This is a genomic window from Nigerium massiliense (genome assembly GCF_000826085.1).
GTDB classification, from domain to species: Bacteria; Actinomycetota; Actinomycetes; order Propionibacteriales; family Propionibacteriaceae; genus Propioniciclava; species Propioniciclava massiliense.
Window position 1 is genome coordinate 216,794 of the sequence record NZ_CCYM01000001.1, and the last position, 14,502, is coordinate 231,295.

The 14,502-nt window shown below is 73.7% G+C and carries 16 protein-coding genes and 1 riboswitch; of the genes, 14 read left to right on the forward strand and 2 right to left on the reverse strand.

Annotated elements, in window-relative coordinates; genetic code table 11:
• Positions 1-110: 110 nt before the first annotated feature.
• On the forward strand, positions 111-1,094 hold the full coding sequence (locus BN1187_RS01050) for a 1,4-dihydroxy-2-naphthoyl-CoA synthase (protein WP_040157765.1): 984 nt from the start codon (positions 111-113) through the stop codon (positions 1,092-1,094).
• 4 nt (positions 1,095-1,098) lie between these two features.
• Positions 1,099-2,364 (forward strand): AMP-binding protein, encoded by a 1,266-nt coding sequence (locus tag BN1187_RS01055; RefSeq protein ID WP_040157767.1) that lies wholly within the window; start codon positions 1,099-1,101, stop codon positions 2,362-2,364.
• On the opposite strand, the gene BN1187_RS01060 is transcribed toward BN1187_RS01055, so the two are convergent.
• A complete protein-coding gene (locus tag BN1187_RS01060) occupies positions 2,337-2,753 on the reverse strand; it encodes a YccF domain-containing protein (RefSeq protein WP_040157770.1) in 417 nt (138 codons plus the stop codon). The genes BN1187_RS01055 and BN1187_RS01060 overlap by 28 nt on opposite strands.
• A gap of 87 nt (positions 2,754-2,840) precedes the next feature.
• Between BN1187_RS01060 and trmB the strand changes: the two genes are divergently transcribed.
• The 12 genes from trmB to BN1187_RS15075 all read left to right on the forward strand — a co-directional run bounded on the left by trmB (position 2,841) and on the right by BN1187_RS15075 (position 13,795).
• On the forward strand, positions 2,841-3,602 hold the full coding sequence (gene trmB, locus BN1187_RS01065) for a tRNA (guanosine(46)-N7)-methyltransferase TrmB (protein ID WP_040157773.1): 762 nt from the start codon (positions 2,841-2,843) through the stop codon (positions 3,600-3,602).
• Positions 3,599-4,447, forward strand: coding sequence for a tRNA pseudouridine(38-40) synthase TruA (truA, locus tag BN1187_RS01070; RefSeq protein ID WP_040157775.1), 849 nt, complete (start codon positions 3,599-3,601; stop codon positions 4,445-4,447). The genes trmB and truA overlap by 4 nt, the downstream gene beginning before the upstream one ends.
• Positions 4,444-5,037, forward strand: a complete 594-nt coding sequence (locus BN1187_RS01075; RefSeq protein ID WP_040157777.1) for a class I SAM-dependent methyltransferase — start codon at positions 4,444-4,446, stop codon at positions 5,035-5,037. Before truA ends, BN1187_RS01075 begins: the two co-directional genes overlap by 4 nt.
• Before the next feature lie 101 nt (positions 5,038-5,138).
• Positions 5,139-5,342, forward strand: a complete 204-nt coding sequence (locus tag BN1187_RS01080) for a CsbD family protein (RefSeq protein WP_040157782.1) — start codon at positions 5,139-5,141, stop codon at positions 5,340-5,342.
• Positions 5,343-5,586: 244 nt separating this feature from the next.
• Positions 5,587-5,642: riboswitch (cobalamin riboswitch) on the forward strand.
• Positions 5,643-5,747: 105 nt separating this feature from the next.
• Positions 5,748-6,902 carry a prenyltransferase/squalene oxidase repeat-containing protein gene (locus tag BN1187_RS01085; RefSeq protein WP_040157785.1) on the forward strand — a complete coding sequence of 385 codons (1,155 nt, stop codon included), beginning with the start codon at positions 5,748-5,750 and terminating at the stop codon, positions 6,900-6,902.
• Positions 6,899-7,513 (forward strand): hypothetical protein, encoded by a 615-nt coding sequence (locus BN1187_RS14150; protein WP_052462130.1) that lies wholly within the window; start codon positions 6,899-6,901, stop codon positions 7,511-7,513. The genes BN1187_RS01085 and BN1187_RS14150 overlap by 4 nt, the downstream gene beginning before the upstream one ends.
• Positions 7,514-7,759: 246 nt before the next feature.
• Positions 7,760-8,857 carry a CbiQ family ECF transporter T component gene (locus tag BN1187_RS01095; protein WP_390620197.1) on the forward strand — a complete coding sequence of 366 codons (1,098 nt, stop codon included), beginning with the start codon at positions 7,760-7,762 and terminating at the stop codon, positions 8,855-8,857.
• Complete coding sequence (locus BN1187_RS01100; RefSeq protein WP_040158068.1) at positions 8,857-10,458, forward strand: ABC transporter ATP-binding protein; 1,602 nt, start codon at positions 8,857-8,859, stop codon at positions 10,456-10,458. The genes BN1187_RS01095 and BN1187_RS01100 overlap by 1 nt, the downstream gene beginning before the upstream one ends.
• A 17-nt stretch (positions 10,459-10,475) precedes the next feature.
• Positions 10,476-11,336: an ECF transporter S component gene (locus BN1187_RS01105; protein WP_082034434.1), complete on the forward strand. Its 861-nt coding sequence runs from the start codon at positions 10,476-10,478 to the stop codon at positions 11,334-11,336.
• A 55-nt stretch (positions 11,337-11,391) separates the two neighbouring features.
• Positions 11,392-12,006 carry a superoxide dismutase gene (locus BN1187_RS01110; RefSeq protein ID WP_040157786.1) on the forward strand — a complete coding sequence of 205 codons (615 nt, stop codon included), beginning with the start codon at positions 11,392-11,394 and terminating at the stop codon, positions 12,004-12,006.
• 131 nt (positions 12,007-12,137) lie between these two features.
• A complete protein-coding gene (locus BN1187_RS01115; RefSeq protein WP_052462134.1) occupies positions 12,138-12,722 on the forward strand; it encodes a cation efflux transmembrane domain-containing protein in 585 nt (194 codons plus the stop codon).
• Positions 12,723-13,174: 452 nt separating this feature from the next.
• Positions 13,175-13,795 carry a transglycosylase family protein gene (locus BN1187_RS15075; RefSeq protein ID WP_315969059.1) on the forward strand — a complete coding sequence of 207 codons (621 nt, stop codon included), beginning with the start codon at positions 13,175-13,177 and terminating at the stop codon, positions 13,793-13,795.
• Positions 13,796-13,876: 81 nt separating this feature from the next.
• Here the strand turns inward: BN1187_RS15075 and rplQ are convergent, their stop codons facing one another.
• A complete protein-coding gene (gene rplQ / locus BN1187_RS01135) occupies positions 13,877-14,482 on the reverse strand; it encodes a 50S ribosomal protein L17 (protein ID WP_040157791.1) in 606 nt (201 codons plus the stop codon).
• Positions 14,483-14,502 lie beyond the last annotated feature (20 nt).

Genomic DNA, 14,502 nt, shown 5'->3' on the forward strand with positions numbered 1-14,502 from the left:
CGCGCTCCTGATCGACGCGGACGGACGGGGACGCACGCCACTGTGCCACGCCGACGGCCCCCTGGCGCACCAGCGTCGGGGGCAGGGCCGCCCGGCGCTAGCCTGGGCCGGTGCCCGATACCACCTCACCGCTGCCCCGCTCCGTCTCGGAGACCTTCGACCCCGCGCGCTGGCGCGACATCGGCGCCGACGAGCTGGGTGGCCCCGCGTTCACCGACATCACCTATCACCGCGCCGTCGAGCGCACCGGCGAGGGCCCGGACGCCGCGTCCCGCGACCTGCCGTGCGTCCGCATCGCGTTCGACCGTCCCGAGGTGCGCAACGCGTTCCGCCCGCACACCGTCGACGAGCTGTACCGCGCCCTCGACCACGCCCGGCTCGACACGCAGGTCGGCGTCATCCTGCTCACCGGTAACGGCCCCTCTCCGAAGGACGGCGGCCGGGCGTTCTGCTCCGGCGGCGACCAGCGCATCCGTGGCCGCTCGGGCTACCAGTACGCCGACGGCGAGGACGCCGCGTCGATCCGGCCGGCGCAGGCGGGGCGGCTGCACATCCTCGAGGTGCAGCGGCTGATCCGCACCATGGGCAAGGTCGTCATCGCGGTCGTCAACGGCTGGGCGGCCGGCGGCGGCCACTCGCTGCACGTCGTCGCGGACCTGTCCATCGCCTCGCGCGAGCATGCGCGGTTCAAGCAGACCGACGCCAACGTCGGCTCGTTCGACGGCGGCTACGGCTCGGCCTACCTGGCCAAGCAGGTCGGCCAGAAGCGGGCGCGGGAGATCTTCTTCCTCGCCGAGGAGTACTCCGCGCAGGACGCCTACGACTGGGGCGCCGTCAACCGGGTCGTCGACCACGCCGACCTCGAGGACACCGCGCTGGCGATGGCCGCGACGATCGCCACCAAGTCGCCGCAGGCCATCCGCATGCTGAAGTTCGCGTTCAACCTGGCCGACGACGGCCTGATGGGCCAGCAGGTGTTCGCGGGCGAGGCGACCCGGCTGGCCTACATGACCGACGAGGCCGTCGAGGGCCGCGACGCGTTCCTCGAGCACCGCGCCCCCGACTGGTCGTCGTTCGGCCACCCGCAGGGCTGAGCCGGTGAGTGGAACCCGCGCCTGGCTAACGCCGCGGCCCTTCGACGGGACGCCCGCGTCCCTGGTCGAGCACGCGGACGCCGTCGCCGCCGTGATGCGCGGCGACGGGCGGCTGTGGCTCGGCCCGTTCCCGCCCCCCGCGGAGCTGCCCGCCGGCTACGAGCGGACCGCCCTCGTGGTGCCCACGTCGGGCTCGACGGGGCGGGCGAAGGCCGTCGCGCTGGAGCTGTCCGCCCTTGTCGCGAGTCAGGACGCCACCGCGCGCACCCTCGGCGGGCACGGCCTGTGGCTGCCCCTGCTGCCGCCGACGCACATCGCTGGCGTCCAGGTGATCGCCCGCGCCTGCCGGGCGGCGCAGGCGCTCGGGCTGAACCGCCCGCTCCTGCCCGAGGCGTTCCCCGCCCTCGGGCACTTCGACGCCGACGCCTTCGCCGCCGTCGCCGCGCCGGCGCTGCAGCAGGCGGATGCCGCCGGCGTCCCCGCGTTCACCTCGCTCGTCCCCACCCAGCTCGGCCGTCTGCTGACCGACGAGACACCCGCCGGCGGCCGTGCCCGCGGCCTGCTCGCCCAGTTCGCCGCCGTGCTGGTGGGCGGGGCCGCGACGACGCCGGCGACGCTCGAGGCGTCCCGGGCCGCGGGCGTGGCCGTCCGCACGACCTACGGCTCCAGCGAGACCGCGGGCGGCTGCGTCTACGACGGGGTGCCGCTGGACGGCGTCCGGCTCGCGCTTGCCGACGCCGACGGCGGCGCCGGACGCCTGCTCATCGCCTCCCCGACGCTGGCCCGCGGCTACCTGTGCGCGGACGGCTCCGCCGACGGCTCCGCGTTCACCGCCGACGAGCAGGCGGGGCGCCGGTTCGTCACCTCCGACCTCGCCCGCCTCGACGGGGGGCAACTCAGCATCCTCGGGCGGGCGGACGACGTCGTCATCACCGGCGGCCGCAAGGTGCTCCCCCAAGATGTCGAGGCCGCGATCGACGCCAGCCCCGGGCTCGCCGGCCTGGTCGCCGACCGGGTCGTGGTCGGCGTCCCGGACGCCGAGTGGGGCGAGCGCCTCGTCGCCCTCGTCGTGCCCGCCCCGGGCACGGACGCGAACCAGCTCCCCGGCCTCGTCACCGCGGCGCTGCGCGCGGGCGTCCTGCCCCGACACGCGGTGCCGAAGCAGGCGCTGCTCGTCGACGCGCTCCCCCTGCTCGGCATCGGCAAGGTGGATCGGCGCGCCGCGCGGGCGTCCGCGATCGCTCAGCTGCGCATCGAGTGCACCGGGTGATCCCAGGCCGCGAGGCTGTTCGAGTCGACGATGCGCTTGCCGAACGGGGCGAGGCTGATCGGGATCAGCTTGAGGTTCGCCACGGCCAGCGGCAGGCCGACGATCGTCACGGCCTGCGCGACCGCGGACAGGATGTGGCCGAGCGCCAGCCACCAGCCGGCGAGCACGAGCCAGATCACGTTGACGACGGCGGAGCCGACGCCCGCGTCGTGCCGGTCGACGACGGTCTTGCCGAACGGCCACAGCGCGTAGCGGGCCAGCCGGAACGACGCGACGCCGGCGGGGAGGGTGACGATCGCCAGGCAGGCGAGGATGCCGGCCAGGAAGTAGCCGAGGGCGAGCCAGATGCCGCCGGTCAGCAGCCAGACGATGTTGAGCAGGGTGCGCATGATCGGGGTCCTTTCCGTGCGTTGTCCCCATCATGCCTGGCGCCGCCGACAGTTTGGGCGCGGGCCCCCGTCGCTAAGCTGGCCGTCATGCCCACCGACTCCCCCGCCGTCCCTCGCGCCCGCGTCCACCGCGACGTCGTGTCGTACGTGCGGCGCTCGGCGCGCATGAACGACAGCCAGCGCCGCGCCTGGGAGACCCACGCCGGCCGCTACCTCGTCGAGGTGCCGACGCGCGAGACGTCCACCTCCATCGCCGAGGACGCCCACGTGGATTGGGACGCCGCGTTCGGCCGCCACGCCCCGCGCGTCGTTGAGATCGGCCCCGGACGCGGCGAGGCCCTCGCCTCTCTCGCCGCCGCCCACCCCGAGGTCGACATCGTCGCCTTCGAGGTCTTCGAGCCCGCGGTCGCCTCGCTGATGGGACGCCTCGCCCGCGACGGTCTCACCAACGTCCGCGTCGTCGTCGGCAACGGCGCTGAGGGCCTCGAGCGGCTCTTCGCGCCGGCGTCCGTCGCCGAGCTGTGGACCTTCTTCCCCGACCCGTGGCACAAGGCCCGCCACCACAAGCGCCGCCTAGTCGGCCCGGCGTTCGCGGGGCTCGCTGCGTCCCGCCTCGCCGACGGCGGCCGCTGGCGGCTGGCGACCGACTGGGACGACTACGCCCTCGCCATGCGCGACGTGCTGGACGCCGCCCCGGGCCTGCAGAACGAGCACGCCGGGTGGGCGCCGCGCTGGGACGCCCGCCCAGTGACCAAGTACGAGCAGCGGGGCCTGGACGCCGGACGCCGCGTCCACGACCTGACCTACCGACGCCTCCCCCGCGCCGCGGCCACCGGAGCCGACGCATGACGCGGCTGCGCCTGGACATCTCCTACGACGGCACCGACTTCCACGGCTGGGCGGGCCAGCGCGGGGAGGTCCGCACGGTGCAGGGCGAGCTGGAGACCTGGATCACCCGCGTGCTGCGGCTGCCCGAGCCCGCCGAGCTGGCCTGCGCCGGCCGCACCGACGCCGGCGTCCACGCCCGCGGCCAGGTGGCCCACCTCGACCTGCCCGCCGCGGCCGACGGGGAGGCGACCGCCGCCGAGCTCGAGCGTCGCCTCGCCCGCGTGCTGCCGCCCGACGTCGTCGTCCGCAGGGTGCGCGTCGCGCCGGACGGCTTCGACGCCCGCTTCGCCGCGGTCTGGCGCCGCTACGTCTACCGGCTCGCCGACGGCCCCCTCGACCCGCTGGTGCGCCGCCAGGTCGTCCGCGTCCACGACCCCCTCGACGTCGACCGCCTCAACGACGCCGCGTCTCGCCTGCTGGGCCTGCACGACTTCGGCGGCTTCTGCCGCCGGCGCGAGGGCGCCACCACCATCCGCACCCTGCTCGACTGCGAAGCCCACCGCGTCCGGATGGGCACCACCGCCGGCACGGTCGCGGTCACCGTCCGCGCGGACGCCTTCTGTCACTCGATGGTGCGCTCGCTCGTCGGCGCCTTGGTCGCCGTCGCGTCCGGACGCCGCGAACCCGCCTGGATCGACACGCTGATCGACCGCGCCGACCGCGCCGGCGAGGTGACCGTGATGCCGCCGCACGGCCTCGTGCTGGAAGAGGTCGGCTACCCCGCCGACGACGCGCTGGCGGCCCGGGTCGTGCAGGCCAAGGCGCGCCGCGACGAGCTACCCTGCGACCAGGAGGACCCGGCATGAGCCACTACTTCACCAGCCCCGAGGGCGCCGAGCGCCGCCGCACCATCACCGCCCGGTTCTGGGAAGAGGACTGGGAGTTCACCACCGCCAACGGTGTGTTCTCCCACGACGGCCTCGACCTCGGCACCGGCGTCCTGCTGCGCACCCACACCCCGGACGCCTCCGCGCGCCGCCTCCTCGACCTCGGCTGCGGCTACGGCGTGCTGGCCCTCGCGCTGGCCACCGCCTGCCCGGACGCCGTCGTCGACGCCGTGGACGTCAACGACCGCGCCCTCGAGCTCGCCCGCGACAACGCCCGCGCGCACGGCGTGGCCGACCGGGTGCGCGTCCTGCGCCCCGAGGACGCCGATCCGGACGCCTGCTACGACGAACTCTGGTCGAACCCGCCCATCCGCATCGGCAAGCAGGCGCTGCACGACCTGCTGCTGACGTGGCTGCCCCGGCTGACGCCCGACGGCGTCGCCCGCCTCGTCGTCGGGCGCAACCTCGGCGCCGACTCGCTGCAGCGCTGGCTCATCGAGCAGGGCTACGCCTGCGAGCGCACCGCGTCCGCCAAAGGCTTCCGGATCTTCGCCGTGACGCATCCGTGACGAGACGGTGACGTCCCCATCCCTGGTGCGCCTCGAGCGTCGCGGCTAAGGTTCCACACACGGAAAGAGGGCACGGGGCCCCCTTGGTTAGGAGGTTGTCCATGGGTATCGGCGACAAGATTTCCAACGCCGCGCAGGAAGCCGGCGGCAAGATCAAGGAAGGTGCCGGTGACCTCACCGACAACCATCGCCTCGAGGCGGAGGGCAAGGCCGATCAGGCTTCTGCCAACGCCAAGCAGGCGGGCGAAAAGGTGAAGGACGGCGTCAAGGACGCTGCTGACGACGTCAAGAAGAACGTCGACTGACCGAACCTTCCTCAGACAGTCCGGCGGCGGGCACCCTACTCGGGTGCCCGCCGTCGGCGCGTGTCCACCCCTTCCCCCGTCTTCACCCCGACGTCAAGAAGAACGTCGACTGACCGACCCTTCCTCAGACAGTCCGGCGGCGGGCACCCTACTCGGGTGCCCGCCGTCGGCGCGTGTCCACCCCTTCCCCCGTCTTCACCCCTCTCCCGCCGCGGCGCTACGCTGTGGCCCTGCCTGCGTGGAAGAACTCGGCGAGATTCCGAGGCTGACCCGCAACCGTGACCGGCGCGAGCCGGGAGCCGGACCGACCCGCGGGCACGTTCCAGAAGAACCCGTCGAGGAACGCGGGTGGGGACGGCGTCCTCCGGGTCCCGTTCGCCTCGCGCCTCGGGAATAGGACAGCCCATGTCTCGCCTGACCCGCCTGGTCGTCGCGTTGGTCGCGATGATGACGGCCCTCGTCTCCACAGCCGCGCCCGCGCAGGCGGTCGGCAACGCCGAGGCCGCGGCCAAGGCCGCCGGTTACCTGGCCTCGCAGCGCCAGGCCGCGTCCGCCGACGTCGGCTCCGCGATCGACTCCCTCCTCGCGCTGGCCGCCGTCGGCGACGACGCGCAGGCCGAGGACGCGAAGGCGCTGCTCGACGCCGTGGACAAGGGTGCGGCCGCGTACGCGAAGACCCCCGAGGGCGCCGCCAAGCTCGCCCTGGTCGCCGAGGCGTACGGTCTCGATCCGACCGACGTCAACGGCGTCGACGCGATCGCCGCGCTCAAGGCCGGCATCAAGGACAACGGCGCGTTCGGCCAGTACCCCGGCCCCTTCGCCTCGGGCATGGCGATGATCGCGCTGCAGCGCAGCGGCAACGACGTCCCGGCGTCCATGGTCACCTACCTGACCGGACTCGCCAACAGCGACGGCGGCTTCACCTTCGAGAAGGGGAAGCCCTCGGACGCCGACAACACCGGCATGGCCCTGCTCGGGCTGTCTGCCGCCGAGAACGCGCCGGGCGCGTCCCAGGCCATCGACCGGGCCCAGAAATGGGCCGCCTCCGCGCAGGCCGCTGACGGCTCGTGGGCGGGGTACAACAAGATCAACTCCACCGCGATCATGGCCATGGCGCTGGAGAACGCCGGCCAGCCGCAGCAGAAGGCCGTCGACTTCCTGGCCGGCCATCAGCTCGCCGACGGGGCCATGCCCGGCGACGGGAACAAGCCCAACCTGCTGGCCACCCAGCAGGCCGCCCTCGCGCTGGCCGAGGCCTCGTACGCCGACGTCGAGGCGCCGGCGAGCTACCGTCCCGCCGGGGCCGCCACGCCGTCGGCGACGCCCACCCCGACCGCCACGGACGCGCAGAACCAGTCGGGCGTTTTCAGCTGGCTGCCCTGGGCGCTGCTCGTGCTGGTCGTCATCGCCGTGGTGGCCTTCCTGATGGGACGCCGCCGCTCCTCCGCGCGCGCTGCCGCTGGCGAGCGCACCGAGGCGAACGCCGCACCGTCCACCGGCGCCACCCGCAGCGAGCAGGCCTCCGACGAGGGAGACGCGCGCCGGGGCGACTCCGAGTGAGGCGCCTGCTGGCGGGGGCGGTCTGGGCGCTGCTGGTGGCCCTGCTCGCCCCCGCGCCGGCCCAGGCCGCGCCCAGCGCGTCCGCGCCGGCCACCTGTGCGGGCGTGTGGGTGTTCGTCGGCACCGACCAGCGCTGCGCCCCGGCCTACGGCACGGGCACCGAGGTGCTGACCAGCGCCGGGTTCGACGTCACCCGCTCCGGCGGCATGATCTGCCAGATCGACGCGCGTCCCGCGAACTGCGTCATCCGCAACGACGCCTACTGGTCGTACTGGTACGCCGAGCGGCGCGCCGATGGCAGTTACGGCCCCTGGACCTACGCCACGACCGGCGACACCCAGTTCCAACCCGCCTACGGCGACGCGCAGGGCTGGAGCTTCGGCGACGGCAAGAACCCGCCCCCCGTGCGTCCCGCCGCGGGCTCGATCTCGCCGGCGACGCCCCCGCCCGCGCCGGCCTCCCCCGCGACCGCCGCGGCCAGCCCGGCACCCGCGGCCCCGGCGGCCACCGGCGACGGCGGCCTGACCGGGCTGCTCACGACGCTGGGCATCCTCGTCGTGGGCGGAGCGCTCGTCGCCGTGGCGCTGGTGCGGCGCCGGAGGGCGTCCTGAGCGCGCGCCGCGGACGTGCCCGCGGCGCCCATCCCTGGGCGTGGTGGGGGTGGGCGATCGGCGTCGCCACCGCGGCGTNGGGCCGCCCGCGCCGGCCTCCCCCGCGACCGCCGCGGCCAGCCCGGCACCCGCGGCCCCGGCGGCCACCGGCGACGGCGGCCTGACCGGGCTGCTCACGACGCTGGGCATCCTCGTCGTGGGCGGAGCGCTCGTCGCCGTGGCGCTGGTGCGGCGCCGGAGGGCGTCCTGAGCGCGCGCCGCGGACGTGCCCGCGGCGCCCATCCCTGGGCGTGGTGGGGGTGGGCGATCGGCGTCGCCACCGCGGCGTCCCTGACGACGAACCCGCTGCTGCTGGCTCTGCTCACCTTGGGCGTCGTTGCGGTGGTGCTGCTGCGCCGCACGGACGCCCCGTGGGCTCGCAGCCTCGGCGTGTACTTCGCGCTGGCCGGGTTCATCCTCGCGATCCGGCTCTTCTTCCAGGTGATCATGGGCGCGGGCATCGGGCAGACAGTCCTCTTCCGGCTGCCGGAGCTGCACCTGCCCGCCTGGGCGGCCGGCATCCGGCTGGGCGGGGCGGTGACCGCCGAGGCGCTCGCCTACTCCCTCTACGACGCGCTGCGGCTCGTCGTCATGCTGGTATGCCTCGGCGCGGCGAACGCGCTCGCGAACCCGCGGCGCGCGCTGCGGTCCGTCCCCGCGGCGCTGTACGACGCCTCCGTGGCGGTGGTCATCGCGCTGAGCGTCGCCCCGCAGCTCATCGAGAGCACCCAGCGCATCCGGCGGGCGCGGCGGCTGCGCGGTGGCGCGCGGACCGGCTGGACGGCCGTCGTCGCCGTCGTCATCCCCGTCATCGCGGACGCCGTCGACCGCTCCCTCGCGCTCGCCGCCGGCATGGAGGCCCGCGGCTTCGGCCGCACCAAGCGGGACGGCCCGCCGCCGCGTAGCCTGACGGCCGCCCTGGTCGGCGGGATGATGCTGCTCGTCCTGGGCGCCTTCCTGCTGCTCAACAGCGCCGACGTCGTCGCCACGGCCGTCGCGTGCCTGGCCGTCGGCGCGGTCGCGGTCGGCCTGGGCCTGCGCGCGGCCGGCCGCCGTCAGGGCGTCACCCGCTACCGCCCCGACCCCTGGACCGCGCGCGACACCGGGATCGTCGCGTCCGGATTCGCGGCCGCCGCCGTCGTCATCGTCGTCACCCAGCTCAACTTCGCGGCCGTCCACCCCAGCACCGACCCGCTGAGCTGGCCGGCACTGCACCCCGGCTTCCTCGCCGCGCTGGCCGCGTGCCTCGCCCCGCTGATGCTGGCGCCCGCGCCGCAGCCCGTCGCCGAGGGGGTGCCCGCGTGATCGCCCCCGCCATCGTCCTCGACGACGTCACCGTCACCTACCCGGACGCGGCCGCCCCCGCCCTGAGCCACGTCTCCTTCGCCATCGAGGAGGGCGACCTGTGCGTCGTCGTCGGCCGCACCGGCACCGGCAAGTCGACGCTGCTCGGGACGCTGAACGGACTGGTCCCCCACTTCACCGGCGGCACCCTCGCCGGCACCGTCACCGTCGCGGGCCGCACCACGCGCGCCAGCCGGCCGCGCGACCTGGCCGACGCCGTCGGCTACGTCGGCCAGAACCCGGTGACCGGCTTCGTCACCGACAACGTCTCCGACGAGATCGCCTACGGCATGGAGCAACTCGGCCTCGCGCCCGCCGCGATGCGCAAGCGCGTCGAGGAGACCCTCGACCTCCTGGGCATCGCGCAGCTGCGGCACCGTCCCCTGCTCGACCTGTCGGGCGGGCAGCAGCAGCGGGTGGCGATCGCCGCCGTCCTCGCCGCCCAGCCGCGCGTGCTGATCCTCGACGAGCCGACGTCCGCGCTCGACCCGACCGCCGCCCAGGACGTCCTGGGCGCGATCACCACGCTCGTCCACGAGGTCGGCCTCACGGTCGTGCTCGCCGAGCACCGGCTCGAGCGCGTCATCCACGCCGCGGACACCATTGCCTGGGTCACGCCCGGCGGGACCGTCGAGGTCGGCGATCCCGGGGAGATCCTGCTGCGCTGCGACGTGACGCCGCCCCTGGCCGACCTCGCCCGGGCGCTCGGGTGGCCGCGCGTGCACCGCTCCGTCCGGGACGCCCGCCGCCACGTCCAGCGCCTCGAACTCACCCCGGCCGCGCCGCACGACCCGCCCGTGCCGGCCGAGCCCGTCGGGTTGCACCTGGGCGACCTGTCGGTCAGCTACGGCCGGACGCGCGCCGTCAACGGCGTCACCCTCGACTTCGCCGCCGGCACCGTCACCGGTCTGATGGGGCGCAACGGGGCGGGCAAGTCGTCGCTGCTGTGGGCCGTCCAGGGCGGCGTCCCGAGCGCGGGCGACGTGCTGGCCGACGGGACCGTCGATCCCCGCGCGCTTCCCCCCGCGGACGCCCGCCGCGCCGTCAGCCTCGTGCCCCAGACCGCGGCCGACCTGCTCTACCTGCCGACGGTCGCGCGCGAGCTCGAGCAGGCGGACGCCGAGACCGGCGCCGAGCCCGGCACCGCCGCCGGGATGCTCGCCCGACTGCGCTCCGCGCTGCCGCCGGACGCCGACCCGCGCGACCTGTCCGAGGGCCAGCGCCTCTCGCTGGTGTTGGCGATCCAGCTCACCGCGAGCCCCAGCGTCGTCCTGCTGGACGAGCCCACCCGTGGCCTCGACTACGCGATGAAGGCGCGGCTGCGCGGGATCCTGCGAACCTTGGCCGCCGAGGGCCGCACGATCGTGGTCAGCACCCACGACGTCGAGTTCGCCGCGTCCGTGGCCGACCGCCTCGTCGTGATGGCCGACGGGGACGTCATCGCTGACGGGCCCACCCGCGAGATCGCGACATCGTCGCCGGTGTTCGCCCCGCAGGTCACCAAGGTCTTCGCGCCGACGCCGGTGCTGACCGTGGCCGAGGTCGCCGAGGGGCTGCGATGAGCGCGCCCACCCGGCCGATGGCGCCCGGTCGCCCCTCCACCCCGTCTCCGGAACGCACCCGACCCCCCGGCAGGCGCCTCGGCGTCCGGTCGGGCGTCATGCTGGCCGTCACCGGGCTGGCCGGGCTCGTCGCGTTCGGCTGGCCACTGCTCGTCTCGCCGACGGGCCCGCTGTCGCCGGTGCAGGCGCCGCTCGTCTTCGCGTTGGTGCTGCCGCTGCTGCTCGCGGTGGTCGTGGCTGAGCTCTCGGGCAACGGCCTGGACGTGAAGGGGCTGGCGATGCTGGGCGTGCTGTCGGCCGTCGGGGCCGTCCTGCGCCCGCTCAGCACCGGCACGGCGGGCATGGAGCCGATCTTCTTCCTGCTGATCCTGGGCGGGCGCGTCTTCGGTCCGGGCTTCGGCTTCGTGCAGGGCGCGGTCACCATGTTCACGTCAGCTCTGCTGACCGGCGGCGTCGGGCCGTGGCTGCCCTACCAGATGCTCGCCGCGGGGTTCGTGGGGCTCGGCGCGGGGCTGCTCCCCGCACGCCTGCGCGGCCGCGCCGAGGTCACCATGCTCGCCGCCTACGGCCTGGTGACCGGTTTCGCCTACGGCTGGGCGATGGACTTCGCCTTCTGGCCCTTCGCGCTCGGCACGTCCACGCAGTTCTCCTTCGACCCGGACGCCGGAGCGCTCGCGAACCTGCACACGTTCGTCCTGTACAACGTCGCCACGTCGATGGGCTGGAACCTGGGACGCGGCCTCACCTCGGTCGTGCTGATCGTCCTGCTGGCGCCGGGGCTGCTGCACGTGCTGCGCAGAGCGGCCCGCCGGGCGGCCTTCGTGCGAGCGGACAAGGTGTTACCGAAGCGTGAGGGCCCTGGCGCTCCCGAGGAATAAAGAGCCTGGAAGGATTGTTGACGCACGTAACAACCGAGCGAAGAGGAGAGAGAACATGGCGATCTACACGTTGCCTGACCTTGACTACGACTACGGCGCTCTTGAGCCCCATATCTCCGCGAAGATCATGGAGCTGCACCACGACAAGCACCACGACACCTACGTCAAGGGCGCGAACACCGCGCTTGAGAAGCTGGCCGAGGCCCGCGAGAAGGGCGACAACGCCACCGTCGGCAAGCTGTCGAAGGATCTGGCGTTCAACCTGGGTGGCCACATCAACCACTCCGTCTTCTGGAAGACGATGTCGCCTGACGGCGGCGGCGAGCCCGAGGGTGAGCTCGCGGCGGCGATCAGCGAGTTCTTCGGCTCGTTCGACGCCTTCAAGCAGCAGTTCGCCGACAACGCGACCGCGATCCAGGGCTCCGGCTGGTCCATGCTGGTCTGGGACACCCTGGGCAAGCGCCTCAACCTGGCGCAGCTCTACGACCAGCAGGGCAACCTCCCGGTCGGCCAGCTGCCCGTGCTGCAGCTCGACATGTGGGAGCACGCCTACTACCTCGACTACCAGAACGTGAAGGCCGACTACGTCAAGGCCTGGTGGAACGTCGTGAGCTGGCAGGGCGTCACCGATCGCTTCAACCAGGCGCGCGGGGCGAACATCAACTACTGATCCTCGCCCGCGGCGAAAGCCGCACGCCTCGAATGCCCCGTCGGGTCACCGGCGGGGCATTCGCCTGTGTGGGCGCGCCGGGCCCGACGTCGGCCGCGTCTAGGGTGGCTTCCGTGACCAGAATCCGCCACATGCTTCTCATCGTCGCCCTGCTCAACCTCGCGTACTTCGGGGTGGAGTTCGCGGTGGCCGTCTCGATCGGCTCGGTCTCCTTGTTCGCCGACAGCGTGGACTTCCTCGAGGACACCGCGATCAACCTGCTGATCTTCTTCGCGGTGCTGTGGCCGGCGTCCCGGCGGCGGACGGTCGGCTCCCTCCTGGCGATCATCATCTTGGTGCCCGGCGTGGCCGCGCTCTGGACGGCCGTGGCGAAGATGCTCAACCCCGTGCCGCCGGAGCCGTCCACCCTGACGGTCACGGCCGTCGGCGCGCTCGTGGTCAACCTCGCCTGCGCCGCCCTGCTGCTGAGCCTGCGCGGCGGCAGCGGCAGCCTCGTCAAAGCCGCCTGGCTGGCCGCACGCAACGACGCGCTGGCCAACCTGCTGATGATCGCGACCGGGCTGGCGACGCTGTGGGTGCGCACCGCCTGGTTCGACATCGTCGTCGGGCTCGTCATCGCGGCGGTGAACGTCGGCGCCGCGCGGGAGGTCTGGAAGGAGGCCCGCGCGGAGGGCGAACTGACCGAGGACGAGATGATCGACGAGGCCCTCGAGTAGCCCCAATACCTGAGACAAAGCTGAGCAAACCCTGCGACCGTTCCCGGCTGGGGCGCCCGGATCCGCGGCAACTTCGCTCGATCGGCTGTGATTTCTCAGAAATTTCTATAGATTCGTTAACCGAAGCTTTTCGGACCGAATCTTTCAGGAGAATCTCGTGGCTATCGCCAAACAGACCGTGGCGGCCGTGGCCAGCGCGGCCGTTCTCGTCGGGGGCGCCGCCCTGTACCTCAACGCAGAACCCACCAACACCACCGCGGTCGCGGTCCCGTCGACCGTGGTCACGCCGCAGCAGGTCTCGGGCCACGTCTCCACCGTCAAGCCCCGACCGGCCGCCACCGTCAGCCTTACCCCCAGCGCGTCAGTCGTTCGCGCGGCCCTGGGCCGCCACCGTCAGCCTTACCCCCAGCGCCGCCCCCACCAAGGTGGCCGCCCCCAAGAAGTCCGCGACGGTGGCCCCGTCGAAGCGGAGGGTGCAGGCCCGCGTGCGCCTCACGCAGTCGGCCGACAAGCACGCGGTCGCCAAGAAGACCGCCGCGCAGAAGGCCGCGGCCGCCAAGGCCGCCGCCGCGCGGAAGGCGGCCGCGCACAAGGCTGCTGCTGCAAAGAAGGCCGCAGCGGCCAGGGCGGCAGCGGCCAAGAAGAGGGCCGCAGCAGCGCGGTCGGCCGCGGCTCACAAGGCGGCCGCCGCGAAGAAGGCCTCGGCGGCCAGGGCGGCAGCGGCCAAGAAGGCGGCCGCCGCAAAGAGGGCCGCAGCGGCTAAGGCGGCAGCGGCCAAGAAGAAGGCCCCGGTGCTGTCGCAGCCGAAGAAGTCCGCCCGGGGTCTCAACCTGGCGCGCGCGGCCATGTGGGACCGCATCGCCAAGTGCGAGTCCGGTGGGAACTGGAGCATCAACACCGGCAACGGATACTACGGAGGCCTGCAGTTCAACGCGGGTACCTGGCGCTCGGCCGGCGGCGGCGACTTCGCCGCGCTGCCTCACCAGGCCAGCCGCGCCGAGCAGATCACGGTGGCCAACCGGCTCTACGCGGAGCGCGGCCTGCAGCCGTGGGGCTGCGCACACGCCGCCTGAGCGAGGCACGTTTCCGGCGGGAAGCCACGAAAGGCCCCGGGGGGGATTCCCCGGGGCCTTTCGTCTGCGTACGGCGAGCCGTCAGGCCTTGTCGGCCTCGGCGTCCTCGACCTGCGCGTCGGCGTCCTCGACCTGGGTGTCGGCGGCGGGCGCCTCGGCGCCCTCCTCGACCTGTCCGTCAGAGACCGGCGCGTCGGCGTCGACCACGGGCTCGTCCGCGGTCTCAACCGGGGCGGCCGTCGCGGCCGGCTGGGCGGCCTGCTCGCTCCGGGCCGGGGCCTGCTTGGCGGCGGGGCGTCCCTTGGCCTTGGCGGCGCGGGACTCCTCCACCGTCTCGGTCACGATCTCGATGACGGCCATCGGGGCGTTGTCGCCCTGGCGGTTGCCGATCTTCGTGATGCGGGTGTAGCCACCCTCGCGATCGGCCAGCTTCGGCGCGATCTCGGTGAACAGCGTGTGCACCACCGACTTGTCGCCGATCTTGGCCAGGACGAGGCGACGGTTGTGCAGGTCGCCCCGCTTGGCCTTGGTGATGAGCTGCTCGGCGAGCGGCTGCACGCGCCGGGCCTTCGTCACCGTCGTGGTGATGCGACCGTGCTCGAACAGCTGGCTGGCCAGGTTGTTCAGGATGATCCGCTGATGAGCCGGGCTTCCGCCGAGGCGGGGACCCTTCGTGGGCTTAGGCATGAATCTTCTCTTTCCGGGTT

Excerpts from the sequence above, each read along its gene's own strand:
- BN1187_RS01085 (WP_040157785.1), top strand. The coding sequence starts at position 5,748 with ATGTCTCGCCTGACCCGCCTGGTCGTCGCGTTGGTCGCGATGATGACG.
- BN1187_RS01075 (WP_040157777.1), top strand. The coding sequence starts at position 4,444 with ATGAGCCACTACTTCACCAGCCCCGAGGGCGCCGAGCGCCGCCGCACC.
- BN1187_RS01080 (WP_040157782.1), top strand. The coding sequence starts at position 5,139 with ATGGGTATCGGCGACAAGATTTCCAACGCCGCGCAGGAAGCCGGCGGC.
- BN1187_RS01115 (WP_052462134.1), top strand. The coding sequence starts at position 12,138 with ATGCTTCTCATCGTCGCCCTGCTCAACCTCGCGTACTTCGGGGTGGAG.
- BN1187_RS01060 (WP_040157770.1), bottom strand. The coding sequence starts at position 2,753 with ATGCGCACCCTGCTCAACATCGTCTGGCTGCTGACCGGCGGCATCTGG.
- BN1187_RS01110 (WP_040157786.1), top strand. The coding sequence starts at position 11,392 with ATGGCGATCTACACGTTGCCTGACCTTGACTACGACTACGGCGCTCTT.
- trmB (WP_040157773.1), top strand. The coding sequence starts at position 2,841 with ATGCCCACCGACTCCCCCGCCGTCCCTCGCGCCCGCGTCCACCGCGAC.
- truA (WP_040157775.1), top strand. The coding sequence starts at position 3,599 with ATGACGCGGCTGCGCCTGGACATCTCCTACGACGGCACCGACTTCCAC.
- rplQ (WP_040157791.1), bottom strand. The coding sequence starts at position 14,482 with ATGCCTAAGCCCACGAAGGGTCCCCGCCTCGGCGGAAGCCCGGCTCAT.
- BN1187_RS01105 (WP_082034434.1), top strand. The coding sequence starts at position 10,476 with ATGGCGCCCGGTCGCCCCTCCACCCCGTCTCCGGAACGCACCCGACCC.